The sequence below is a fragment of the Kitasatospora sp. NPDC048239 genome (assembly GCF_043202015.1).
Classification (GTDB): domain Bacteria; phylum Actinomycetota; class Actinomycetes; order Streptomycetales; family Streptomycetaceae; genus Kitasatospora.
In genome coordinates this window covers 160822-185613 of sequence record NZ_JBICZP010000008.1, presented here as the reverse complement: position 1 = coordinate 185613, position 24792 = coordinate 160822, and the positions used below count along the sequence as shown (strand labels likewise).

Here is a 24792-nt window from a genome sequence, read left to right as displayed (position 1 = left end):
AAGTCGGCCGGTCCGACTTCCCACTCCGGATCAAGCTCCGTGGCAGCACGGCAACTTGGGAGAAAGTCCGAGCACCCGGCCGCGGTCGCGGCCTAGGATCGACGGCCATGGTTGACCTCTATCCCCCGACCCATCCCTACGACCACGGCATGCTCGACACCGGAGACGGCAACCGCGTCTACTACGAGCAGCTCGGCCACCCCGAGGGCAAGCCCGTCCTGCAGGTCCACGGCGGCCCGGGGGCGGGCACCCCGCAGCGGCCGACCAGGGCCTGGGATCCGGAGCGCTACCGCGTCATCCGCTTCGACCAGCGCAACTGCGGCCGCAGCACCCCCCACGCCAGCGACCCTGCGGCGGACATGGCGCTCAACACCACGCAGCACCTGATCGACGACATGGAGCGGCTGCGCGACCACCTCGGCATCGGGAAGTGGCTGCTGAACGGCGCCTCCTGGGGCTCGACGCTCCTGCTGGCCTACGCCCAGCAGCACCCCGAGCGGGTCAGCGAGATCATCATCCAGGCCGTGACGATGACCCGGGCCGAGGAGACCCACTGGCTCTACCGCGGCGCCGGGCGGTTCCACCCCGAGGCCTGGGACCGGTTCCGCGAGGGCGTCCCCGCGGACGAGCGGGAGGGCGACCTGCTCGCGGCCTACGCCCGGCTGATGGAGCACCCCGACCGGGCGGTCCGACAGAAGGCCGCCGACGACTGGCTCGCCTGGGAGGACGCGGTCGTCTCGGACGAGCCCAACGGGATCCCCGGCATGTACAGCGACCGGGAGCTCGACGCGCGGATCGCGTTCGTCCGGATCTGCGCCCACTACTTCAGCAACGGCGCCTGGCTGGAGGAGGACCAACTGCTGCGCGACGCCCACCGGCTGGCTGGGATCCCGGGGGTGCTGGTGCACGGCCGGCACGACATGGGCAGCCCGGTGCAGACGGCGTGGGAGCTGGCGAAGGCGTGGCCGGACGCGCGGCTGCACATCTTCGAGGACTCGGGACACGTCGGAAGCGACGCGATGACCAGGACCGTCCGGGAGGCCATCGAGGAGTTCAAGGACCGCTGACCCCGGGCCCGCACAGCGAAGCGGCCCCCCGCTCGACCGAGCAGGGGGCCGCCGTCGTCACCAGGCGAACGGGTCAGCCCTGGTTGCCGCTGCGACGCTTGCGGGCGAGCAGGACGAGGGCGCCGCCGACCAGGAGGACACCGGCGCCGGCCGCCGCGAGGACGGGGGTGGAGTCGCTGCTACCGGTCTGGGCGAGCACGGGGGCCGGGGAGCTGGCCACCGGGGAGGGCGTCTTGGCCGCGGTGGGCGACACGCTCGGGCTCGGCGTGGCCGAGGCGCTCGGGCTCGGAGCCACCGTCGGGGACGGGGACGGGGTCGAGGACTTCGTGGGAGTCGGAGTCGGGGTCGGGGTCTGGGTCGGGGTGGGCGTCGGGGTCGGGGTCTGGGTCTTGGTGGGAGTCGGCGTCGGGGTCGGCGTGTGGCAGACCGGGATCGTCTTGCTCTCCGTCTTGTTCCAGTCGGCGTTCTTCGGGTCCTCGGTGGTGGTCACCACGAAGGTCGCGGTGACCGGCTCCGAGTGGTCCTTCACCGGGAAGCTCCCGTGGTACTCCTTGCCGAACTGCTTCTGGTCGAGCACCTTCTCACCGGCGATGGTGAGGCTGACCGAGTTCTTTATGCCGTTCGAGTCGCTGTAGTTGGTCAGATCGATCGTGACCTTGTCACAGGTCACCTGCCAAGTCGGCGCGTGGGCCGACGCGTTGGTGGCCAGGGCCACCGGCATAAGGACGGCCGCGGCCGCCGCCCCGACGAGTGCCGTCTTCCTGATACCGAGTTGCCGCTGCTGTCGCGCCATTTCGTTGTCCCTCCGAACGGTCTTGTGCAGCAGGCATCTTGAGTGCTTCGCGGTTGGCCCGCCACGAGTGTCCCGGGGACTCTACCGGCACTCCCGCGCCTCTCCACACCCGCTGTAAGACCGGAATCCGTCTGTCCGTCCTGTCTAGGATGTGCACGAGCCAGCCCATCACACCCGCCACCTCCCAGGATGCGGATCGGGCAAGGTTGACCGGACTTCGTCACACCGACATGAAGAACGGCGCCCCCGGCGATTGGGTTCAATCACCGGGGGCGCCGAAACGATCAGCGGGCGACGGTCAGGCCTTCCTGGCCGCCCGACGACGGGTGGCCACCACGATCGCGGCACCGGCGGCGATCACCACCGCACCGCCGATCGCCAGCGGGACGACCGGACCTGATCCGGTGTGCGCGAGGCTGCCCCCGCCGCTGGCCGACGCCGACGGGCTCGCCGAGGCGGAGGCGGCGGGCGCGCCCGCCGAAGCCGACGCGGCGGCCGAGGCGGCAACCGAGCCGGAGGCCGAGGCCGACGCACTGGCCGAGGCGGAGCCGCTGGGCCTGGCCGAGCCGCTCGGGCTCGCCGAGCCGCCCGGCGTACCGGGGGCGCTCGGCGTGACGCTCGCCGACGGCGTGCCGGTCGGCACCACCGGCGGGACGGTCGGCGGCACGGTGGGCGGCACCGTCGGCGGTGCGGTCGGCGGCACCTCGACCGTCAGGCAGCCGGTGAACGGGTAGTGGTGCGTCTCCGCGCCGCCCTTGCCGGTCAGCGACTTGGCGATCACCGAGCCGTTGACCGGACCGCCGCTGCCGAGGTCGAAGGCGGCGTTCGGCGCCAGCACGGTGCCGGGCCAGGCGGCCGCGCTGTTCTTGACCACCTTGGTGGCGGTCGGGAGGTTCCAGAGCAGCTTGGAGCGGACGGCCCCGCCCGCCGCGCTCTGCAGCTTGTCGTCCAGGACGTACGTCTTCTTGGCCTCGTCCCACAGGTGGAAGCCGGTGGTCCTGGCGGCGGCCATGTCGTACACGTCGCCGGTGACCGTGACCACCGTGACCGAGCCGACCGGCACCTTGAGGAAGACGTTGGTGGCGCCCTGCAGCGTGGCGGCGCTCACCGTGAGGCTGTTGATCCTGGCGTCCGAGCTGCTCAGGTACAGGTCCGCACCCTTGGCCTCGACCTTGGCCGCGGCCGTCTGCGCCTGGGCGGCCAGCGTGGTGGAGACCGCGCGCTGGCGGGCGAACTCCGCACCGAAGTCGATCGGCGAGGCACCCTGGGAGATCTTGCCCTGGTGCGCCTCGACCACGGCACCCTCGGCCTTCGACCCGTAGACGCCGTTGCCCTTCATCACCTGGGTGTTGTGCCCGGTGAGCTTGCCGGCCACGACCAGCGCGTTGCCGCCCGGCAGCGCCGCCACCTGCTCGGCGGTGAGCTCCTGGCCGACCGAGAAGCCGCCGGTGAAGTCGGCGTTGCCGCCGACCGCCACCGCGCCCTCGGCGTCCGGCGTGTGGGTGTCGTCACCCTCGATGAACTCGCCGTAGAGGTTGGCGACCCCGAGGTTGAGGCACTGCTGGCCAGGCTCGGCGGCCTGGGCGGCGACCGGGGCGACCAGACCGGCCAGTGCGAGGGATCCGCCGAGTGCGAGCGCAGCGGCGGGCATGGGTATGCGCATGTGCAGGATCTCCGCTTGACGTGCGGGGGTGGGGGCGGCCCGAAAATGGTATGGACCAACCGCACTCTCTCGACCGGACCTGTGATTGGTCAAGACCAATATCCGATATGACCGAACAGTCCTGTTTACCCGCGGGGGCCGGCCGGCGCCCCGGCCGCGAAGGGCGCCCACCGGGCGGCGCGGCGCACCCGCCCGCCCCGCCCCAAGATCGGCTGTAAGGCCGCCTACGATTGACCCCGTGCGTACCCCCTTCTCCCTGCTCGCCGATCGCTGGCAGCCCTCCGCCGCCATGGTCCGGCGTGCCGCGTTCACCGCGCTGGTGATGAGCGTGGTCATCGTGGTCACCGGCGGCGCCGTCCGGCTCACCGCCTCCGGCCTCGGCTGCACCACCTGGCCCCGCTGCACCGGCGAGAGCCTGACGCCGACGCCCGAGATGGGCTTCCACGGTGTCGTCGAGTTCACCAACCGGATGCTCACCTACGTCCTGAGCGCCGCGGTCGGCTGGGCCATCCTCGCCGCCCGCTGCCACCGCCCGCGGCGGCGCGGCCTCACCCGGCTCGGCTGGGCCCAGTTCTGGCTGGTGATGAGCAACGCCGTGCTCGGCGGCATCACCGTGCTGACCGGCCTCAACCCCTACACCGTGGCGCTGCACCTGATCGCCGCGATGGCCCTGGTCTGGGTCGCGCTGCAGATGTGGGAGCGGGCGAAGGAGGGCGACGGTCCGCCGCAGCCCGCGGTGGCCCGCCCGATCGTCCAGCTGACCTACGTCCTGGTCACCGTGATCGGCCTGCTGGTCGCCGCCGGGACGCTGGTGACCGGCGCCGGCCACCACCCGGGCACGCCCAAGGACAACAAGCTGGTGCCCCGGATCCCGCTCGACTACGACCGCCTCGCCCAGGTGCACGCCGACCTGGCGTTCGTCTCGGTCGGCCTGGCGATCGCGGTGGTCTTCGTCTTCGCCGCGGTGAAGGCGCCGCCCGCCGCCCGGGCCCGGGCCCGCGAGCTGTTCCTGGTCCTGCTGGTCCAGGGGGTGCTCGGCTTCGTCCAGTACTTCACGGACGTCCCGGAGATCCTGGTCGGCCTGCACATGCTGGGCGCCACGCTCACCTGGATCGCCGCCCTGCGGATCCCGCTGGCGCTGCGGACCAGGGAGCAGGAGGCCCTCCCGGCCCAGACCCTGCCCGTCCCGGCTGCCGCCACCGCCTGACCGGCCGGCCCACCGGACGACCCGCGACAGCACACACGACGGCCCGGTTCCCCCGCGCGGGGGAACCGGGCCGTCGTCGTGACGGGATCAGCCGCCGATCTGGATACCGGCCATCCGCTTCCACTCGTACGGGCCGGTCTTCACCCGGAGCCCGAGCTCGCCCTCGAAGTCGTCGTGCAGGGTCAGCCCGGCCAGCTCGGCGGCCCGCCGGCCCACGGCGTAGCTCGGGGCGACCTGGTCGCCCCAGGCGCCGTCGGCACCGACCAGGACGATCCGGGTGGCCACGGCGCCGACGTACTCGACGACGCCGTCGGCGCTGCCCCCGTGCTGCTTGGCGAAGGCGGTGAGGTGCTTGGCGATGCGCTTGGCGCGGCGCTCGACGCGGGCGTCCGGCGCGGCGGTGGTGGCGGTCTCTGCGCTGCTCATAGCCGCATGCTACCGACCGGTAGCGCGACTCGCGACGGGAGCGGCGTGTGCACCGGACCACATACTGGAGGGGTGACCTTTCAAGGCTGGCCCGCCGAGGCGCTCGACTTCTACGCGCACCTGGAGGCCGACAACTCCAAGACCTTCTGGCAGGACCACAAGGCCCGGTACGAGCAGGACGTCCGCGAGCCGATGGAGCACCTGCTGGCCCGGCTGGAGCCGGAGTTCGGCCCGGGCAAGATCTTCCGGCCCAACCGCGACGTCCGGTTCAGCGCCGACAAGTCCCCGTACAAGACGCACATCGGCGCCCACCTCCAGGCGGGCGGCTACATCCAGCTCTCCGCCGACGGCCTGGCCTGCGGCAACGGCCTCTACCAGCTCGCCCCCGACCAGCTGGACCGCTACCGGTCCGCCGTCGCCGAGGACGTCGCGGGCGCCGAGCTGGAGCGGGTGATCGCCCGGGTGAGCGGGGCCGGCCCGCAGGTGGTCGGCCGGGACTCCCTGAAGACCGCCCCGCGCGGCTACCCCAAGGACCACCCGAGGATCGGGCTGCTGCGCCACAAGGGCCTGGTCGCCTGGCAGGAGTGGCCGCCCGAGGCCTGGCTCGGCACCCCCGCCGCCTACGACCGGATCACCGGCTTCCTGCGGGTCTCCCAACCCCTCAAGGACTGGCTGGACGGCCACGTCGGGCCCAGCACGCTGCCGTCCCGCTGAGCCCCGGCCCGGAGGAACGCCGAGGGGCCCCGGTCACCGACCGGGGCCCCTCGCGAACACTGCGGGTGACGACTACTTCACGAACGGGTCCACCGCGATCACCACGAAGAGCAGCGTCAGATAGGTGATCGACCAGTGGAACAGCCGCATCTCCTTCAGCTTCGCGCCCACCACCCCGGCCTTGGCCCGGGCGTACAGCCCGTGCGCCTCCTTCAGCCAGGCCGCGCCCAGCACCAGCGCCGAGACGGGGTACAGCCAGCTGGTCTCGGCCAGCGGCCAGAGCGCCATCGAGACGGCGACCATCACCCAGGAGTAGATGACGATCTGCTTGGCGACCGCCAGGTTGCCCTTGACCACCGGCAGCATCGGCACGCCGGCCCGCTCGTAGTCCTCGCGCACCTTCATCGACAGCGGCCAGTAGTGCGGCGGCGTCCAGAAGAAGATGACCAGGAAGAGCACCAGCGCGGACCACGACACCGTGTTGGTGACGGCCGCCCAGCCGACGAACACCGGCATGCAGCCGGCGATGCCGCCCCAGACGATGTTCTGCGCGGTGCGCCGCTTCAGCCCGAGCGTGTACACGAAGACGTAGAAGAGGAGTGCGGCCAGCGCCAGCAGCGAGGCGAGCGGGTTGACCAGGACGCCCAGCCAGACGGTCGAGGCGATCGCCAGCGTGATGCCGAAGACCAGCGCCTCGCGCGGCGAGACCATGCCGGTGACGATCGGCCGCCGCTCGGTCCGCGACATCACCGCGTCGATGTCCCGGTCGATGTACATGTTGAGGGCGTTGGCACCGCCGGCCGACAGGTAGCCGCCGACGACCACCTCCAGGACCAGCAACGGATCCGGGACACCGCGCTGCGCCAGGAACATCACCGGCACGGTGGTGATCAGCAGCAGCTCGATGATCCGAGGCTTGGTCAGTGCGACGAACGCACCGACACGGGCCCCGAACGGCCGGTGCGCAGGCTTCGCCCCGGTGACCCCGGCGGGACGGGATTCGACGGCGGTCACTAACACCCCAACTGAAGATGAAGCTTCGCAGGCGTCCCTGGGAACGAAGTTCCCGAATCGTCCGCTCTGCGCGTACCACGCCACCTTAGACGCTCCATATCTCCCCACCGGCTCCGGGGTCCCCCGGCGGGGCGGAACGCACACCCCTGGGTGAACCGACGAACCCGGCCCCGTGCGGCACCGGTCCCCCGTCCTGACCATCGGGCGGGCAGACACCGGGAAACCGGGAGAGCCTGGGACAAAACCGCCCATCGAACCCTCGTGGGAATCGCCATACGGAATTCCCCGTTGTCTCAGCACGGAGGGTGAGCCACGGCCCGGACGGTAGGCTCGCCCGAAGAAGCGGGATCTACCCTCCGTGACCGGCACCACCCAAGCGTCCGGACCACAGCGACGTGGCCGACCCGGTCCCCTTCACGGGGTCACTCTTCAATACGGAAGGAGCCCTGAGACAGGGTGAGCACGACGCCGACGAATGCATTCGAGTGGTCCGAGCTGGACGAGCGGACGGTGGACACCGCCCGGGTCCTGGCCATGGACGCGGTCCAGAAGGTCGGCAACGGACACCCCGGGACGGCCATGTCGCTGGCCCCCGCGGCGTACCTGATCTTCCAGCGCTTCCTGCGCCACGACCCGACCGACCCGGCCTGGGCGGGGCGCGACCGGTTCGTCCTCTCCCCCGGGCACACCAGCCTGACCCTCTACACCCAGCTCTACCTGTCCGGCTACGGACTGGAGCTGGACGACCTCAAGGCCTTCCGGGTCGCCGGCAGCCGCACCCCGGGCCACCCGGAGCACGGCCACACCGCAGGCGTCGAGACCACCACCGGCCCGCTCGGCCAGGGCATCGCCAACGCGGTGGGCATGGCGATGGCCGCCCGTTACGAGCGCGGCCTGTTCGACCCGGACGCCGCGGCCGGCGAGTCCCCCTTCGACCACACCATCTGGGCCATCGTCTCCGACGGCGACCTGGAGGAGGGCATCTCCGCCGAGGCCTCCTCGCTCGCCGGGCACCAGAAGCTGGGCAACCTCGTCGCCCTGTACGACGACAACCACATCTCGATCGAGGGCGACACCGAGACCGCCTTCTCCGAGGACGTCCTCAAGCGCTACGAGGCCTACGGCTGGCACGTCCAGCGGGTCGCCCCGAAGTCCAACGGCGACATCGACGTGGCGGCCCTCGCGGACGCCCTGGCCGCGGCCAAGGCCGAGACCGCCCGCCCCTCGATGATCGCGATGCGCACCATCATCGCCTGGCCGGCCCCGGACGCGCAGAACACCGCCAAGGCGCACGGCTCCGCGCTCGGCGGCGCCGAGATCGCCGCCACCAAGAAGGTCCTGGGCTTCGACCCGGAGAAGACCTTCGAGGTCAGCGACAAGGTGATCGAGCACGCCCGCCTGGTGATCAAGCGCGGCAAGGCCGACCGCTCCGGCTGGGAGCAGTCCTTCGCCGCCTGGCGCTCCGCCAACCCGCACCGCGCCGCCGAGTTCGACCGCATCCAGGCCGGCGAGCTGCCCGAGGGCTGGAAGAAGGCCGTCCCGGCGTTCGAGGCCGGCAAGGAGATCGCCACCCGCAAGGCCAGCGGCGAGACCCTCAAGGCGCTCGGCGCGGTGATCCCGGAGCTGTGGGGCGGCTCGGCCGACCTCGCGGAGTCCAACCTCACCACCATCGACGAGGACAGCTCCTTCCTCCCCGAGGGCAACCCGCTGAAGAGTGCGAGCCCGTACGGCCGCACCATCCACTTCGGCATCCGCGAGCACGCCATGGGCTCGACCATGAACGGCATCGCCCTGCACGGGAGGACCCGCGTCTTCGGCGGCACCTTCCTGGTCTTCGCCGACTACATGCGCCCGGCCGTCCGCCTGGCCGCGCTGATGAAGCTGCCGGTCACCTACGTCTGGACGCACGACTCGATCGGCCTCGGCGAGGACGGCCCGACGCACCAGCCGGTCGAGCACCTGGCCTCGCTGCGCGCCATCCCCGGCCTGTCCATGGTCCGCCCGGCCGACGCCAACGAGACGGCCGTCGCCTGGCGCACCGTGATCGAGCGGCAGACCACCCACCCGGGCCCGGTCGGCCTGGCGCTCACCCGCCAGAACGTCCCGACCTTCGACCGCGAGTCCTTCGGCTCCGCCGAGGGCACCGCCAGGGGCGGCTACATCCTGGCCGAGGCGTCCAACGGCGTCCCGCAGGTGATCCTGCTCGGCACCGGCTCCGAGGTCCAGCTGGCCGTCAAGGCCCGCGAGGTCCTGGAGGCCGAGGGCATCGCCACCCGGGTGGTCTCGCTGCCGTCCTTCGAGTGGTTCCAGGAGCAGGACCAGGCGTACCGCGACAGCGTGCTGCCGCCCACCGTCAAGGCCCGGGTCTCGGTCGAGGCCGGCATCGCCCAGGGCTGGCGCGAGCTGGTCGGCGACCACGGCCGGATCGTCTCCCTGGAGCACTTCGGCGCCTCCGCCGACTACAAGGTGCTCTACGAGGAGTTCGGCCTGACCTCCGAGCGGGTCGTCGCCGAGGCCCACAACGCGCTTCGCTCGCTCGAAGCCGTCAACCGCTGACACCGTGGGCCGCGCGCCCGGCCCGCACGTCGGGCGCGCGGCCCGGTCTGACGACCCCACAGACAGACTGCCAAGAAAAAAAGGACTGAAGCACCATGACTGACGCACTGAAGCGCCTCAGCGACGAAGGCGTGGCGATCTGGCTGGACGACCTCAGCCGCGAGCGGCTGAACACCGGCAACCTCGCCGAGCTGGTGCAGAACAAGCACGTGGTCGGCGTCACCACCAACCCGACCATCTTCCAGAAGGCGATCGGCGGCGGGCACAGCTCGTACGACGGCCAGCTGCGCGACCTCGCCGTCCGCAAGGTCACCACCGACGAGGCCGTCCGCATGATCACCACCTCGGACGTGCGCGACGCGGCCGACGTGCTGCGCCCGGTCTACGACGCCTCCAACGGCCGCGACGGCCGGGTCTCCATCGAGGTCGACCCGCGCCTGGCCCACGAGACGGCCGCCACCATCGCCGAGGCCAAGCAGCTGTGGTGGCTGGTCGACCGCCCGAACGTCTTCATCAAGATCCCCGCCACCAAGGCCGGCCTGCCCGCGATCAGCGAGGTCATCGGCAAGGGCATCAGCGTCAACGTCACGCTGATCTTCTCGCTGGAGCGCTACCGCGCGGTCATCGACGCCTACCTGACCGGCCTGGAGTCCGCCAAGGCCAAGGGCCTGGACCTCTCCCAGATCGAGTCGGTCGCCTCCTTCTTCGTGTCCCGCGTGGACACCGAGATCGACAAGCGCCTGGACAAGGTCGGCGGCGACGCCCGGCAGCTGCGGTCCAAGGCCGCCCTGGCCAACGCCCGCCTCGCCTACCAGGCGTACGAGGAGGTCTTCGGCAGCGTCGACGGCAAGGCCGCCGGCAGCGACCGCTGGAAGGCCCTGGAGGCCGCCGGCGCCAAGCCGCAGCGCCCGCTCTGGGCCTCGACCGGCGTCAAGGACCCGGCCCTGCCGGACACCCTGTACGTCACCGAGCTGGTCGCCCCGGGCACCGTCAACACCATGCCCGAGGCCACCCTGGACGCCACCGGCGACCACGGCGTGGTCACCGGCGGCACCATCGTCCCCAACTACGCCGACGCCAGGGCCGTCATGGACGCCATCGCCGCGGCCGGCGTGGACTACGACGACGTGGTGCAGGTCCTGGAGGACGAGGGCGTCGAGAAGTTCGAGCAGTCCTGGAACGAGCTGCTCGACACCGTCACCGCCTCGCTCGCCTCCTTCGCCGACGAGAAGTGACCCCTGCTCACAGCCAGCGCACGAAAGCGGAGCCCATCAAGTGAGCACTGATTTCCCTGAGTTGACATCGGACTCGGACGCGGGCGATGCCTCGCCGGCCCACGTCAACCCGCTTCGTGACCCGGCAGACCGGCGGCTCCCGCGCATCGCGGGGCCGTCCGGCCTGGTCATCTTCGGGGTCACCGGCGACCTGTCCCGCAAGAAGCTGATGCCGGCCATCTACGACCTGGCCAACCGCGGCCTGCTGCCGCCGGGCTTCTCGCTCGTCGGCTTCGCCCGCCGCGAGTGGGAGGACGAGGACTTCGCCAAGGAGGTCCACGACGCGGTCAAGGACCACGCGCGGACCCCCTTCCGCGAGGAGGTCTGGCAGCAGCTCGCCAAGGGCATGCGCTTCGTCCAGGGCAACTTCGACGACGACGACGCCTTCGACAAGCTCCGCGAGACCATCCAGGAGCTCGACAAGGCCCAGGGCACGGGCGGCAACTTCGCCTTCTACCTGTCCGTCCCGCCGAAGTTCTTCCCCACCGTCGTCCAGCAGCTGAAGAAGCACGGCCTGGCCGACCCGCCGCAGGGCTCGTGGCGCCGCGCCGTCATCGAGAAGCCCTTCGGCCACAACCTGGAGAGCGCCCAGGAGCTGAACCGGATCGTCCACGAGGTCTTCCCCCGGGACGAGGTCTTCCGGATCGACCACTACCTGGGCAAGGAGACCGTCCAGAACATCCTGGCGCTCCGCTTCGCCAACCAGATGTTCGAGCCGATCTGGAACCGGTCGTACGTCGACCACGTGCAGATCACCATGGCCGAGGACATCGGCATCGGCGGCCGGGCCGGCTACTACGACGGCATCGGCTCCGCCCGCGACGTCATCCAGAACCACCTGCTGCAGCTGATGGCGCTCACCGCCATCGAGGAGCCGGCGTCCTTCCACCCCAAGGCGCTGGTGGCCGAGAAGCTCAAGGTGCTCAGCGCCGTCAAGCTCCCGGCCGACCTCGGCAAGCACACCGTGCGCGGCCAGTACGCGTCCGGCTGGCAGGGCGGCGAGGAGGTCGTCGGGTACCTCGACGAGGACGGCATCAACCCGGACTCCACGACCGACACCTACGCGGCCATCAAGCTGGAGATCAACAACCGCCGCTGGGCGGGTGTGCCGTTCTACCTGCGCACCGGCAAGCGGCTCGGCCGCCGGGTCACCGAGATCGCGGTGGTCTTCCAGCGGGCGCCGTACCTGCCGTTCGACTCCTACGCGACCGAGGAGCTGGGGCAGAACGCCCTGGTCATCCGGGTCCAGCCGGACGAGGGCGTGACGGTGCGGTTCGGCTCCAAGGTGCCGGGCACCTCCTTCGAGGTCCGGGACGTCACGATGGACTTCGCCTACGGCGAGTCCTTCACCGAGTCCAGCCCCGAGGCCTACGAGCGGCTCATCCTCGACGTGCTGCTCGGGGACGCCAACCTGTTCCCGCGCCACCAGGAGGTCGAGCTGTCCTGGCAGATCCTCGACCCGATCGAGACGTACTGGGACACCCACGGCAAGCCCGCTCAGTACCCGGCGGGCACCTGGGGTCCCGTCGAAGGGGACGAGATGCTCGCACGAGACGGCAGGAGCTGGCGGCGGCCATGAAGATCGACCTCACGGACACCACGTCCAGCAAGATCAACGCGTCCCTGATGGAGGCCCGCCGGGCCAGCGGCTCCACCGCCGCCGGCATGGTGCTCACCCTGGTGATCGTGACCGACGAGGGCAGCGCGTACGACGCCCTCAAGGCCGCCAACGACGCCTCCCGCGAGCACCCCTCGCGCACCCTCGCGGTCATCAAGCGCGCCGGGCGCTCGCCCCGGGCCCGCGCCGAGACCCGCCTGGACGCCGAGATCCTGGTCGGCACCGACGCCGGCTCCGGTGAGACGGTCGTCCTGCGGATGCACGGCGAGCTCGCCTCGCACGCCCAGTCGGTCGTCCTGCCGCTGCTGCTGCCGGACGCCCCGGTGGTGGTCTGGTGGCCGGAGAACTCCCCCGCGCACCCCGCGCAGGACCCGCTGGGCTCGATCGCCCAGCGCCGGATCACCGACGCGGTCACCGCCGAGTCGCCGGTCGGCCAGCTCGCCCAGCGGGCCCAGAGCTACACCCCGGGCGACACCGACCTCGCCTGGACCAGGATCACCGGCTGGCGCTCGATGCTGGCCGCCGCGCTGGACCAGCGGCCCGCCACGATCCTCTCCGCGGTGGTCGAGGGCGAGTCGTACAACCCCAGCGTCGAACTGCTCGGCCTCTGGCTGCACAACCGGCTGCACGTACCGGTCGAGCGGGTCGTCACCGGCGGCCCCGGCATCACCGCGGTGCACCTGCGCACCAAGGACGGGGACATCACCCTGGACCGGCCGGACGGCCTGATGGGCACGCTCTCGATGCCCGGCTCCCCGGACCGCCAGGTGGCGCTCAAGCGCCGCGAGACCTCGGAGCTGATCGCCGAGGAGCTGCGCCGGCTCGACCCGGACGACATCTACGCGTCGGCCGTGCGCACGCCCGTCGAGCGGCTGCGCGAGCCGGACAACGCCGAGACGGCGGCGGCGGGCAAGGTCGCCCAGTCGGTCTCCGAGGCCGCCGTGGCCGCGCCGGTCCAGGTGACGGCCAAGGTGCCGGTCACCGAGGCCGCCGCCGCCGAGGCTCCGGTCACCGAGGTTCCGGTCACCGAGGCACTGGCGGGGAAGCCCGCCGACAAGAAGGCCGGCACGGCGAAGAAGGCCCCCGCCAAGGCCCCCGCCAAGGCTCCGGCCAAGGCGGCACCGGCCAAGACCCCGGCGAAGGCCTCCACCAAGGCCTCCGGCAAGGCGGCGGCGAAGCCCGCGGCCAAGCGCACCACCAAGCGGAGCGGCTCGTGAGCGGGCGGGCCGGGCGCCCGGCCCGCCCCGGGCCGGGCGGCTCCGGCGAGGTGCGCGGATGACCGCCGCCACCCCGCAGCTGGTGGTCCACCGGGACAAGGAGCTGATGGCCCAGGCGGCCGCGGCCCGGCTGATCACCCGGATCGTGGACGCCCAGGCCGCCCGCGGCTCCGCCTCGGTGGTGCTCACCGGCGGCCGCAACGGCAACGCCCTGCTGGCCGCCATCGCCGCCTCCCCGGCCCGGGACGCGGTCGACTGGGCCCGGCTGGACCTCTGGTGGGGCGACGAGCGCTTCGTCCCCGCCCAGGACCCGGACCGCAACGCCGTCCAGGCCCGGGCGGAGCTGCTCGACGCCGTCCCGCTCGACCCGGCGCGGGTGCACGAGATGCCCGCCTCGGACGGCGTGGACGGCTCGGACGTCGAGGCCGCCGCAGCCCGCTACGCGGAGGAGCTGGCGAAGGCGGCCGGCCCCGGCGACCGGCTCGGCGTCCCGGCCTTCGACGTGCTGCTGCTCGGCGTCGGCCCGGACACCCATGTCGCCTCGCTCTTCCCCGAGCACCCGGGCGTCCGGGAGACCGAGCTGACGGTGGTCGGCGTGCGCGGCGCGCCCAAGCCCCCGCCCACCCGGGTCTCGCTGACCCTCCCGGCCATCCGGGCGGCCCGCGAGGTCTGGCTGCTGGCGGCGGGCGAGGACAAGGCGGGCGCGGTCGCGCTGGCCCTGTCCGGCCCCGGCGAGCTCCAGGCGCCCGCCTCGGGCGCGTACGGGCGCGGCCGCACCCTGTGGCTGCTGGACCGGGCCGCGGCGGCGCAGATCCCGCCCCAGCTGTACCCGCCGTCCTCGGCCTGAGCGACCCCGGCGCCGACCGGGCGCCGACACACGAAGGGCGTCACCGTTCTCGAACGGTGACGCCCTTCCGTGGTTCGTCCTGCGGTTCGCCGCCCGCCTCGCGGCGCAGAGCCGCCTCGGGGCACTGCGACGGGTGCTCTCAGATCTCGCCGCGCAGCTTGGCCAGCGCCTCGGCGAGGATCGCCTCGCCGTCGGCGTCGGTGCGCCGCTCGCGGACGTACGCGAGGTGGGTCTTGTACGGCTCGTTGCGCGAGGGGGCCGGCGGGTTGTGCTCGTCCTGCCCGGCCGGGAAACCGCAGCGCGGGCAGTCCCAGGTGTCCGGGATGACGGCCTCGGCGGCGAAGCTCGGACGGGTCTCGTGCTTGTTGGCACACCAGAAGGTGATCCGGTTGCGGGGGGCGGACTCGCCGCGCTCCGCCTCACCCATCGGGCCGGCTCCGACCCTGCTGCCACGGATGGCGTTGCCACTTGCCACGGTCTGACTCCCTGCGTGCTGGTGCGCCGACCCGCCGCGTGCGCGCCGGTGGCGAAAGTCGTCCTAGTGTAAGCAGCAGTTAAGGTTCCACCACCACCGCCTCCGCCCCGGACCGTTCCAGCATAGGCCGCGGGGCGACAGGGCGTCAGAGATACGTCAGCTCTTGTACTTGAGCACCAGGCCGAGCACAACGATGCATGCGAACCAGCCAACGCCCACAATGATCGTGATGCGGTCCAGGTTGCGCTCGGCCACCGCCGAGCCGCCGCCGGTGGACATCGCGCCGCCGCCGAACATGTCCGACAGACCGCCGCCCTTCCCCTTGTGCAGCAGCACCAGGAGGATCATCAGCAGACTGAAGATGATCAGGGCAATCGAGAACCCGAGAACCACGACGGGACCAACTCTCTCGTATCTTCGGCGAAGGGGCCGGGCCGCCAAGATGCGGTCCGGCCCCAAAGCCTACGTTGCTGCAGCGGCGTTAGCCTACTGCCTGCTCACGGTAACGCACGATCTTGACGAACTCGTCGGCGTCCAGGGAGGCACCGCCGATCAGGCCGCCGTCGACGTCGGGCTTGGCCATCAGGCCGGCCGCGCTGGAGGACTTCACCGAACCGCCGTACAGCACGCGGACCTTGTCGGCCAGCTCGGCGTCGTACAGCTCGGCGATCCGCCGGCGGATCGCCGCGCAGACCTCCTGGGCGTCCTCGGGGGTCGCCACCTCGCCGGTGCCGATCGCCCAGACCGGCTCGTAGGCGACCACGATGGACTCGGCCTGGGAGGCCGGGACGTCCTGCAGGGCACCGTCGAGCTGGGCCAGCGTGTACTCGACGTGGGTGCCGGCCTTGCGGATGTCCAGCGGCTCGCCGATGCACAGGATCGGAGTGATCCCGCTGCGGTAGGCGGCCTTGACCTTGGCGTTGACGATCTCCTCGTTCTCGCCGTGGTACTGGCGGCGCTCCGAGTGGCCGATCACCGCGTAGGCGCACTTCAGCTTGGCCAGCATCGGGCCGGAGACCTCGCCGGTGTACGCGCCGGAGTCGTGCTGCGAGATGTCCTGCGAGCCGTACTTGATCTTCAGCTTGTCGCCGTCGACCAGGGTCTGCACCGAGCGCAGGTCGGTGAACGGCACCAGGACGGCGACCTCGACGGCCTCGTAGTCCTTGTCGGCCAGCGCGAAGGCCAGCTTCTGGGTGTGCTGGATGGCCTCAAGGTGGTTGAGGTTCATCTTCCAGTTGCCCGCCATCAGCGGGAGACGCTCAGTCATTGCCTCAGCCTTCCAGGGCGGCGAGACCGGGGAGGGTCTTGCCCTCCAGGTACTCGAGGCTCGCGCCACCGCCGGTCGAGATGTGCCCGAACTTCGTCTCGTCGAAGCCCAGGATGCGAACGGCCGCGGCGGAGTCGCCGCCACCGACCACGGTGAACGCGTCGCTGTCGAGTAGAGCCTGCGCGACGGCCTTGGTGCCCTCGGCGAACGCCGGGTGCTCGAAGACGCCCACCGGGCCGTTCCAGAACACCGTCTTGGCGTCGGCCAGCTTCTCCGCGAAGAGCGCCCGGGTCTTCGGGCCGATGTCCAGGCCCTCCTTGTCCGCCGGGATCGCGTCCGCGTCGACGACCGCGAAGTCCTCGACCGGGGCGTGCGTCTTGGTGTCGGGGAACTTCCCGGAGACCGCGACGTCCACCGGCAGCACGAACTCGACGCCGTTCTCCTTCGCCCGCTCCAGGTACTCCAGGACGGTGTCGACCTGGTCCTTCTGAAGCAGCGAGAGCCCGACCTCGTGACCCAGCGCGTACAGGAAGGTGTACGCCATCCCGCCGCCGATCAGGATGCGGTCGGCCTTGCCGAGCAGGTTGTCGATCACGCCGACCTTGTCGGACACCTTGGAGCCGCCGAGCACGACCACGTAGGGGCGCTCGACCTCCTCGGTGAGCCGCTTGAGGACGCCCACCTCGGTGGCGATCAGGTCGCCGACGGCGTGCGGCAGGCGGGCCGGCAGGTCGTACACCGAGGCGTGCTTGCGGTGCACGGCGCCGAAGCCGTCACCGACGTACAGGTCGGCCAGGGCCGCCAGCTCGTCGGCGAAGGCGCCGCGCTCGGCGTCGTCCTTGCTGGTCTCACCGGCGTTGAAGCGCAGGTTCTCAAGCAGCGTGACCTCGCCGTCGGCCAGGGCGGCGACGGTGGCCTTCGCGCTCTCGCCCACGGTGTCGGTCGCGAACGCCACCGACGTGCCGAGGATCTCGCCGAGGCGGACGGCCACCGGCGCGAGGGAGAACTGCGGGTCCGGCTCGCCCTTGGGGCGGCCGAGGTGGGAGGCGACGACGACCTTCGCGCCGCGCTCAACGAGCTTGGCGATGGTCGGGGCGACGGCGCGGATCCGGCCGTCGTCGGTGATCGTGCCGTCGGACAGCGGGACGTTCAGGTCCGCGCGCACGAACACGCGCTTGCCGGTGACGTCGAGGTCTTCGATGGTCTTCACTGTCTTCGGTCTCCTGGGGAGATACGGGCGCTGCGGTCGGCGGCACGACGGCGGGCCGCCAGGGAGTTGAGGGTTGGCGCAGGGGGAGGGCCCGGACGGTGGTGCGCAGTCGTCCGGGCCCTCCCCCCTTACTTCACGTCAGCTCCCGCTGCGTCAGAGCTGGCCGCCGACGAGGGAGGTCAGGTTGACGAGGCGGTTGGAGTAGCCCCACTCGTTGTCGTACCAGCCGAAGACCTTGACCTGGTTGCCCTGAACCATGGTCATCAGCGAGTCGAAGATCGTGGAGAACGGCGAGTTCACGATGTCGGAGGAGACGATCGGGTCCTCGGTGTACTGCAGGATGCCCTTGAGCGAGCCCTCGGACGCCTTCTGGAAGGCGGCGTTGACCTCCTCGACGGTGACGTCGCGCTCGAGGGTGACGACCAGGTCGGTGATCGAACCGGTCGGGACCGGGACGCGCAGCGAGGTGCCGTCCAGCTTGCCCTTCAGCTCCGGCAGCACCAGCGCGGTGGCCTTGGCGGCACCGGTGGAGGTCGGGATGATGTTCAGGGCGGCGGCGCGGGCGCGACGCAGGTCCTTGTGCGGGAAGTCCAGGGTGACCTGGTCGTTGGTGTACGCGTGCACCGTGGTCATCAGACCCTTGACGATGCCGAAGTTCTCGTTCAGCACCTTGGCCAGCGGCGCCACGCAGTTGGTGGTGCAGGAGGCGTTGGAGATGACGGTGTGCTTCGCGGCGTCGTACTTCTCGTCGTTGACGCCCATCACGATGGTGACGTCCTCGTCGGTGGCGGGCGCCGAGATGATGACCTTCTTGGCACCGGCGGTGACGTGCTTCTTGGCCGCCTCGGCCTTGGTGAAGATGCCGGTGGACTCGATCACGATGTCCACGCCCAGCTCGCCCCAGGGGAGGTTGGCCGGGTCGCGCTCGGCGATGACCTTGAAGGTCTTGCCGTTGACGGTGATGCTGTTCTCGGTGTGCGAGACCTCGCCCGGGAAGGTGCCCAGGATCGAGTCGTACTTGAGCAGGTGCGCCAGCGTCTTGGTGTCGGTGAGGTCGTTGACACCGACGATCTCGATGTCCGCGCCCTGGGACTGAACCGCCCGGAAGAAGTTGCGGCCGATGCGGCCGAATCCGTTGATGCCTACCCGGATCGTCACGAACCGATCTCCTCGTTAGGTACGCCGGAACTATGCCGACGGGGTGGAATTTGGGATGTCCCCGACCACCCATGACCCTACCTCTCCCAAGGCTGGGAGGGCACATCAGCCCGGGTGGGACACCTTGGCGTGGCGTGTCAAGAGGGCCCGAGCAGGGCTTCCACCCTTGGCTCCGGCGGCAGTTGGTCCAGGCCATCGGAGCGGGCCGCAAAACCGGCCCTTCGGGAAGTTCGGACGCGAAACGGCCGGCGTCCATGATCCAGGACGCCGGCCGTTCACTCTGTGAGACGGGATTGCGCTAGAACGGGGCCTAGTTCATCGCCATCTCGTCGGTCAGGTTCGCCTCCGTGCTGGGCAGTCCCAGCTCCGAGGCGCGCTTGTCGGCCATCGCCAGCAGGCGGCGGATCCGGCCGGCCACCGCGTCCTTGGTCAGCGGCGGATCGGCCAGCGCCCCCAGCTCCTCCAGCGAGGCCTGCTTGTGCTGCATCCGCAGCTGGCCGGCGGCGGCCAGGTGCTCCGGCACCTCCTCGCCGAGGATCTCCAGCGCGCGCTGCACCCGGGCGCCGGCCGCGACCGCGGCGCGGGCCGAGCGGCGCAGGTTGGCGTCGTCGAAGTTGGCCAGGCGGTTGGCGGTGGCGCGGACCTCGCGCCGCATCCGGCGCTCCTCCCAGGCCAGCACGGACTCGTGGGCGCCCAGGCGGGTCAGCAGCGCGCCGATGGCGTCGCCGTCGCGGATGACCACCCGGTCGACGCCGCGCACCTCGCGGGCCTTGGCGGGGATGCCGAGCCGGCGGGCCGCGCCGACCAGGGCGAGGGCCGCCTCGGATCCGGGGCAGGTGATCTCCAGCGAGGAGGACCGGCCGGGCTCGGTGAGCGAGCCGTGCGCCAGGAAGGCACCCCGCCAGGCCGCCTCGGCGTCGCAGGTCGCGCCGGAGACGACGGCCGGGGGCAGGCCCCGGATCGGCCGGCCCCGCCCGTCGACGAGTCCGGTCTGCCGAGCCAGCAGCTCGCCGTCCTTGACCACCCGCACCACGTAACGGCTGCCCCGGCGCAGGCCGCCGGGAGCCATCACCACCAGGTCCGAGGAGTGTCCGAAGATCTCCAGCAGGTCCTTGCGCAGTCGCCGGGCCGCCGCGCCCGTGTCCAGCTCCGCCTCGATCACGATGCGGCCGCTCACGATGTGGAGCCCGCCCGCGAAACGCAGGATCGCCGACACCTCCGCCTTGCGGCAGCAGGCCCTCGTGACCGGGAGCCGGCTGATTTCGTCCTTCACCGCTGGAGTCATCGCCATGGCCCGATCCTTCCATGTGTCCGGAAAATCCGGTCGTACGCGGCTGCCAACAGCTCCGGGTCGTGTCGCGGCGAGCCGTCGGTGCGGGCGACCTGCCCGAGCACCAGGGCCGCGCCCATCCGCTCGGCGGCCTTCTCCAGCCCGGCCAGGTCGGCCTGGCCGAACGCGCCGCCGGTGACGGCCCGCTCGTCCACCAGGATCGCATCCACCGCGAGGCCGGGGGCGTGGTCGGCGATGACCTCCAGGTGGCGCTGCGGGGTGAAGCCCTCGGTCTCGCCGGGCTGGGGGGCCAGGTTCAGGGTGAGCAGGCGGCGGGCGCGGGTCTCGGTGAGGGCCTCGGCCAGCTCGGGCACCAGCAGGTGCGGCAGCACGCTGGTGAACCAGGAGCCGGGGCCGAGCACCACCCAGTCCGCCTCCCGGACGGCGGTGACGGCCTGCGGGACGGCCGGCGGCTCGTCCGGCAGCAGCCGGATCGACTGCACGGTGCCGGGCGTGACCGCCACGCTGGCCTGGCCGCGCACGGCGGACAGCTCGCCGGGCCGGTCCGGGTCGTGGCCGCGGACGACCGCCTCGATGTCCAGCGGGACGGCCGACATCGGCAGGACCCGGCCCTGGACGTTCAGCAGCCGGCCCACCCAGTCCAGGGCGGCGACCGGATCGCCCAGCTTCTCCCAGAGGGCGACGATCAGCAGGTTGCCCACCGCGTGGCCGCCCAGCTCACCGCTGCCGGTGAAGCGCTGCTGGATCACCTCGGACCAGGTGCGGCCCCAGTCGTCGTCCCCGCAGAGGGCGGCCAGCGCCTTGCGCAGGTCCCCCGGGGGCAGCACGCCCAGCTCCTCGCGCAGCCGTCCGCTGGAGCCGCCGTCGTCGGCGACGGTGACCACGGCGGTGAGGTCGCTGGTGAGCCGGCGCAGCGCGGACAGCGAGGCGGACAGGCCCTGGCCGCCGCCGAGGGCGGTGATTCTGGGTGCCGGGTTGGTGCGGGCCGGGCTGGTGCGCGCCCGACCGGGCGTGGCGGTGCGCGCCGGGACTCCTGTCCGATCGGCGGCCCTGTGCTGAAGCTGCCGCCCGGGCACGTATCCCGTCACACCTACCTCGCGTTCCCTTTGCCGGCCGCCGGTCTCCGCCGGCGGCCCGGCAGGGTTACGGCGGCTACTCCCGTCCCATGTCACGGTGGACGAGCACCGTTTCGACGCCGTCCGCGATGAGACGCTTCGTCAGGCGCTCGGACATCGCGACGCTGCGGTGCTTGCCACCGGTGCAGCCTACGGCAAGCGTCATGTAGCGCTTCCCCTCGCGGCGGTACCCCTCGGTGACGATCCGCAGCAGCTCGGCGTACCCGTTGAGGAACTCGTTGGCTCCGGGCTGCTGGAACACGTAGTCGGCGACATCACTGTCGGTGCCGGTACGGGCACGCAGCTCGGGGACCCAGTGCGGGTTCGGCAGGAAGCGACAGTCCACCACAAGGTCGGCGTCGACCGGAAGACCGTACTTGAAGCCGAAGGACATCACGGTGGCCCGCAGCTCGGGCTCGTCGTGGTCGGCGAACTGGGCGTCGAGCTTGGCGCGCAGCTGGTGGACGTTGAGGTTGGAGGTGTCGATCACCAGGTCGGCCTCGCCGCGCAGCTCGCGCAGGAGGTCCCGCTCCTGGGCGATGCCGTCGACGATCCGGCCGTCGGCCTGCAGCGGGTGCGGGCGCCGGACGCTCTCGAAGCGGCGCACCAAGGCGTCGTCCGAGCTGTCCAGGAACACCACGCTGAGCCGGACGCCGCGCTTCTCCAGCTCGTCCAGCGAGGTGAGCAGGTCGTCGAAGAACTGCCGGCCCCGGACGTCCACCACGGCGCCGATCCTGGCCACGTTGCCCTGGGAGCGGGCGCCGAGGTCGACCATGGTCGGGATGAGGGCCGGCGGCAGGTTGTCCACCACGAACCAGCCCAGGTCCTCCAGGCACTTCGCGGCGGTTGATCGGCCGGCTCCGGACATGCCGGAGATGATCACCAGCTCCGGGGTGTTCTCTCCCCCGGCCTCCGGCCGGGTGGTACCCCCATGATCGGACACGGTCACTTCGGTTCCCCGCTCTCGATGGTTCTGCTGAGGAGAACGCGCGCGGTGCGGCCAGGCTTCCCCGTCTCACTCGGACGGGCGAATGCAGGGCGCACCGGCTGACGGGCGGCGTCGGCCGTCATGGCGTCTCCTGGGATGGTGCGGTCTGGGTCTCGGGCACTGCGCGCGCCGGCCCGACGGCCACGTCGGCGCTGTCATCGATGATCTCGCCCGTGGCGGTGTTCACGGCGAGTGCCGCGGGTGGACGGGACGACAACGCTGCCGCAACAGTTTCCGCCGTCCGCCGTCCGATGCCGGGTACGGCGCAGAGTTCGTCGACGGTGGCCGCCCGGAGCCTCTTCAACGAGCCGAAGTGCTTGAGCAGCGCCTGGCGGCGAGTCTCGCCGAGGCCGGGGACGGAGTCCAGCTCCCCGGCGGTGAGTCGCTTGGAACGCTTGTTGCGCTGGTAGCCGATCGCGAAGCGGTGCGCCTCGTCGCGGACCCGCTGGAGCAGGTAGAGGCCCTCGCTGCTGCGCGGCAGCACCACCGGGTCGTCCTCGCCCGGCAGCCAGACCTCCTCCAGGCGCTTGGCCAGGCCGCACAGGGCGATGTCGTCGATGCCGAGTTCGTCCAGGGCCCGTTGGGCGGCCGCGACCTGCGGCTGGCCGCCGTCGACCACCAGCAGCTGCGGCGGGTAGGCGAAGCGGCGCGGGCGCCCGGTCTCGTCCCTGGTCCCCGCGACGTCGGGGCCGGTGTCCTGGCCTGCGTCCTGGCCGGCGGCGTCATGACCGGTGTCCGAGCCGACGGCGTCCTGGCCGCCCGGGTCGTCGGCCTCGGGGACGGCCCACTCGCCGGTCTGCTCGCGCTCCTGGAGGTAGCGGCGGAAGCGGCGGCTGATCACCTCGTGCATCGAGCGGACGTCGTCCTGGCCCTCGAAGCCCTTGATCTGGAAGCGCCGGTACTCGCTCTTGCGGGCCAGGCCGTCCTCGAAGACCACCATCGAGGCGACCACGTCCTCGCCCTGGAGGTGGGAGATGTCGAAGCACTCGATGCGCAGCGGGACGGAGTCCAGCTCCAGCGCGTCGGCGATCTCCTGGAGGGCGCGGCTGCGGGTGGTGAGGTCGGAGGCGCGCTTGGTCTTGTGCAGGGCCAGCGCCTGGAGGGCGTTGCGCTGCACGGTGGCCATCAGGTCCTTCTTGTCGCCGCGCTGCGGGATGCGCAGGTCGACCTGGCTGCCGCGCAGTCCGGCCAGCCACTCCTTGACCGGTCCGACCGGCTCGGGCAGCGCCGGCACCAGGACCTCGCGCGGGACGGACTCGGTGCCGCCCCCGTAGAGCTGCTGGAGCGCGTGCTCGACCAGGCCGGCGGTGTCGACGTCCTCGACCTTGTCGGTGACCCAGCCGCGCTGTCCGCGCACCCGGCCGCCGCGCACGTGGAAGATCTGGACGGCGGCCTCCAGTTCGTCCTCCGCGAGGGCGAGCAGGTCGGCGTCGGTGGCGTCGGCGAGGACGATCGCGTTCTTCTCCATCGCGCGCCTGAGCGCCCCGATGTCGTCGCGCAGCCGGCCCGCCTTCTCGTACTCCAGCTCGGCGGCGGCCTCCTGCATCTGCTCTTCCAGCCGGCGCAGGTAGTTGCCGGTGCGCCCGGCCATGAAGTCGCAGAACTCCTCGGCGAGCGCCCGGTGTTCGTCCGCGCTGACCTTGCCGACGCAGGGCGCGGCGCACTTGCCGATGTAGCCGAGCAGACAGGGGCGGCCGACCTGCGCCGCGCGCTTGAACACGCCGTTGGAGCAGGTGCGGACGGGGAAGACCCGCAGCATCAGGTCGACGGTCTCGCGGATCGCCCAGGCGTGCCCGTAGGGGCCGAAGTAGCGCACGCCCTTCTTGTGCGCACCGCGCATCACCTGGACCCGCGGGTACTCCTCGTTGAGGGTGACCGCCAGCTCCGGATAGCTCTTGTCGTCGCGGTACTTGACGTTGAAGCGGGGGTCGAACTCCTTGATCCAGGAGTACTCCAGCTGGAGCGCCTCGACCTCGGTGGCGACCACCGTCCACTCCACCGAGGCCGCGGTGGTGACCATCGTCGCGGTGCGCGGGTGCAGCCCGGCGAGGTCCTGGAAGTAGGACGACAGCCGGGGCCGCAGGCTCTTGGCCTTCCCCACGTAGATGACCCGCCCGTGGGCGTCGCGGAACTTGTACACCCCCGGGGAGGTCGGGATCGCTCCCGGGGACGGTCGGTAGGTGGACGGGTCAGCCATGGGTCCACCGTACCGAGTCGCGCCGACGGCGTGGAGTCGAGATCAACTGCTGGATCGCGGGGACACCTTGATGTCGGTGCCCTGGACCTCCGCCTGGTACTGGGGAAGCCCCGTGGGGGCCGGGCCCTCGACGCGGGCGCCGGTGGTGGCGTTGAAGGTGCTGCCGTGGCAGGGGCACTTGATCAGCTGGTTCTCGACCTTGTCCACCACGCATCCGGCGTGGGTGCAGACCGCGCTGAAGGCCTCGTATGTGCCGGGCGAGGGCTGGGTGACGACGACCTTCTGCTCGCGGAAGACCTTGCCGCCGCCGACCGGGATGTCGGCGGCCGGGCCGACCACCACGGGATCCTTGAGCCCGCCCTTGGCGGACCCGGCGGACCCGGAGCCGGAGGAGGAGGAGCCGGAGCCCGAGGAGGCGCACCCGGTGACCGCGACCGCACCACCGGCGGCAAGCACGGCGGCGGCTCCGCAGAGCACGGTACGGCGGGAGGCGGCGGGGCTCTCAAAGGCCTCGGACATCGGTGCGTGCTCCTGGGTCGGTGACGGCTGCTCGACGACGGCCGGTCGGGGTGGCGGGTCTGCGGTGCGGGTCGGCGGTGCGGGCCCACGCGGCAGGCCCGGGTGGCCGGTCCGGTCCGGCGGAAGTCTATGCGCCGCAGGGTCGGCCGTACCGGTGATCCCCGGTACGGCCGACC

At 71.6% G+C, this 24792-nt stretch carries 22 protein-coding genes; 8 read left to right on the top strand and 14 right to left on the bottom strand.

From position 1 onward, the window contains the following. Positions 1-107 precede the first annotated feature (107 nt). Positions 108-1067, top strand: a complete 960-nt coding sequence (gene pip / locus ACGFZP_RS22850) for a prolyl aminopeptidase (protein ID WP_392935900.1) — start codon at positions 108-110, stop codon at positions 1065-1067. A gap of 73 nt (positions 1068-1140) precedes the next feature. On the opposite strand, the gene ACGFZP_RS22845 is transcribed toward pip, so the two are convergent. Continuing rightward, positions 1141-1860, bottom strand: coding sequence for an LAETG motif-containing sortase-dependent surface protein (locus ACGFZP_RS22845; RefSeq protein WP_392935898.1), 720 nt, complete (start codon positions 1858-1860; stop codon positions 1141-1143). A gap of 298 nt (positions 1861-2158) precedes the next feature. Beyond that, a complete protein-coding gene (locus tag ACGFZP_RS22840) occupies positions 2159-3523 on the bottom strand; it encodes a choice-of-anchor A family protein (RefSeq protein WP_392935896.1) in 1365 nt (454 codons plus the stop codon). Positions 3524-3761: 238 nt separating this feature from the next. Between ACGFZP_RS22840 and ACGFZP_RS22835 the strand changes: the two genes are divergently transcribed. Continuing rightward, entirely contained in the window at positions 3762-4730 is a 969-nt protein-coding gene (locus tag ACGFZP_RS22835; RefSeq protein WP_392935894.1) for a heme A synthase, read from the top strand. An 87-nt stretch (positions 4731-4817) separates the two neighbouring features. Here the strand turns inward: ACGFZP_RS22835 and ACGFZP_RS22830 are convergent, their stop codons facing one another. Beyond that, positions 4818-5156 carry a hypothetical protein gene (locus ACGFZP_RS22830; protein ID WP_392935892.1) on the bottom strand — a complete coding sequence of 113 codons (339 nt, stop codon included), beginning with the start codon at positions 5154-5156 and terminating at the stop codon, positions 4818-4820. Positions 5157-5228: 72 nt separating this feature from the next. On the opposite strand from ACGFZP_RS22830, the gene ACGFZP_RS22825 reads away from it, so the two are divergent. Beyond that, the gene (locus ACGFZP_RS22825; protein WP_392935889.1) at positions 5229-5870 is read left to right on the top strand and encodes a DUF2461 domain-containing protein; all 642 of its coding nucleotides are present in this window, start codon (positions 5229-5231) and stop codon (positions 5868-5870) included. A gap of 72 nt (positions 5871-5942) precedes the next feature. Here the strand turns inward: ACGFZP_RS22825 and ACGFZP_RS22820 are convergent, their stop codons facing one another. Further along, the gene (locus tag ACGFZP_RS22820) at positions 5943-6884 is read right to left on the bottom strand and encodes a heme o synthase (protein ID WP_392935887.1); all 942 of its coding nucleotides are present in this window, start codon (positions 6882-6884) and stop codon (positions 5943-5945) included. Positions 6885-7340: 456 nt separating this feature from the next. On the opposite strand from ACGFZP_RS22820, the gene tkt reads away from it, so the two are divergent. The 5 genes from tkt to pgl all read left to right on the top strand — a co-directional run bounded on the left by tkt (position 7341) and on the right by pgl (position 14396). Continuing rightward, positions 7341-9440, top strand: a complete 2100-nt coding sequence (gene tkt / locus ACGFZP_RS22815; protein WP_392935885.1) for a transketolase — start codon at positions 7341-7343, stop codon at positions 9438-9440. Between the two features lie 95 nt (positions 9441-9535). Further along, complete coding sequence (tal, locus tag ACGFZP_RS22810; protein WP_392935882.1) at positions 9536-10675, top strand: transaldolase; 1140 nt, start codon at positions 9536-9538, stop codon at positions 10673-10675. 61 nt (positions 10676-10736) lie between these two features. After that, positions 10737-12293 carry a glucose-6-phosphate dehydrogenase gene (zwf, locus tag ACGFZP_RS22805; RefSeq protein ID WP_392936334.1) on the top strand — a complete coding sequence of 519 codons (1557 nt, stop codon included), beginning with the start codon at positions 10737-10739 and terminating at the stop codon, positions 12291-12293. Beyond that, positions 12290-13549 carry a glucose-6-phosphate dehydrogenase assembly protein OpcA gene (gene opcA, locus ACGFZP_RS22800; RefSeq protein WP_392935880.1) on the top strand — a complete coding sequence of 420 codons (1260 nt, stop codon included), beginning with the start codon at positions 12290-12292 and terminating at the stop codon, positions 13547-13549. The genes zwf and opcA overlap by 4 nt, the downstream gene beginning before the upstream one ends. Positions 13550-13607: 58 nt before the next feature. Continuing rightward, entirely contained in the window at positions 13608-14396 is a 789-nt protein-coding gene (gene pgl, locus ACGFZP_RS22795; protein ID WP_392935877.1) for a 6-phosphogluconolactonase, read from the top strand. A gap of 139 nt (positions 14397-14535) precedes the next feature. On the opposite strand, the gene ACGFZP_RS22790 is transcribed toward pgl, so the two are convergent. From ACGFZP_RS22790 to ACGFZP_RS22745, 10 genes are all read right to left on the bottom strand, one after another. Further along, positions 14536-14823: an RNA polymerase-binding protein RbpA gene (locus ACGFZP_RS22790; protein ID WP_063349510.1), complete on the bottom strand. Its 288-nt coding sequence runs from the start codon at positions 14821-14823 to the stop codon at positions 14536-14538. A gap of 204 nt (positions 14824-15027) precedes the next feature. Continuing rightward, entirely contained in the window at positions 15028-15264 is a 237-nt protein-coding gene (secG, locus tag ACGFZP_RS22785; RefSeq protein ID WP_387941652.1) for a preprotein translocase subunit SecG, read from the bottom strand. An 88-nt stretch (positions 15265-15352) separates the two neighbouring features. Then, positions 15353-16138 (bottom strand): triose-phosphate isomerase, encoded by a 786-nt coding sequence (tpiA, locus tag ACGFZP_RS22780; RefSeq protein ID WP_392935874.1) that lies wholly within the window; start codon positions 16136-16138, stop codon positions 15353-15355. Between the two features lie 4 nt (positions 16139-16142). Further along, positions 16143-17348, bottom strand: a complete 1206-nt coding sequence (locus tag ACGFZP_RS22775) for a phosphoglycerate kinase (RefSeq protein WP_392935872.1) — start codon at positions 17346-17348, stop codon at positions 16143-16145. Between the two features lie 153 nt (positions 17349-17501). Beyond that, on the bottom strand, positions 17502-18506 hold the full coding sequence (gene gap / locus ACGFZP_RS22770) for a type I glyceraldehyde-3-phosphate dehydrogenase (protein WP_392935869.1): 1005 nt from the start codon (positions 18504-18506) through the stop codon (positions 17502-17504). Positions 18507-18816: 310 nt separating this feature from the next. After that, on the bottom strand, positions 18817-19797 hold the full coding sequence (gene whiA / locus ACGFZP_RS22765; protein ID WP_387941660.1) for a DNA-binding protein WhiA: 981 nt from the start codon (positions 19795-19797) through the stop codon (positions 18817-18819). After that, entirely contained in the window at positions 19788-20885 is a 1098-nt protein-coding gene (gene yvcK / locus ACGFZP_RS22760; RefSeq protein WP_392935867.1) for a uridine diphosphate-N-acetylglucosamine-binding protein YvcK, read from the bottom strand. Before yvcK ends, whiA begins: the two co-directional genes overlap by 10 nt. 64 nt (positions 20886-20949) lie before the next feature. Continuing rightward, on the bottom strand, positions 20950-21855 hold the full coding sequence (gene rapZ, locus ACGFZP_RS22755; protein ID WP_392935865.1) for an RNase adapter RapZ: 906 nt from the start codon (positions 21853-21855) through the stop codon (positions 20950-20952). A gap of 124 nt (positions 21856-21979) precedes the next feature. Then, the gene (uvrC, locus tag ACGFZP_RS22750; RefSeq protein WP_392935863.1) at positions 21980-24097 is read right to left on the bottom strand and encodes an excinuclease ABC subunit UvrC; all 2118 of its coding nucleotides are present in this window, start codon (positions 24095-24097) and stop codon (positions 21980-21982) included. Positions 24098-24139: 42 nt separating this feature from the next. Continuing rightward, positions 24140-24616 carry a Rieske (2Fe-2S) protein gene (locus ACGFZP_RS22745; protein ID WP_392935861.1) on the bottom strand — a complete coding sequence of 159 codons (477 nt, stop codon included), beginning with the start codon at positions 24614-24616 and terminating at the stop codon, positions 24140-24142. Positions 24617-24792: the final 176 nt, after the last annotated feature.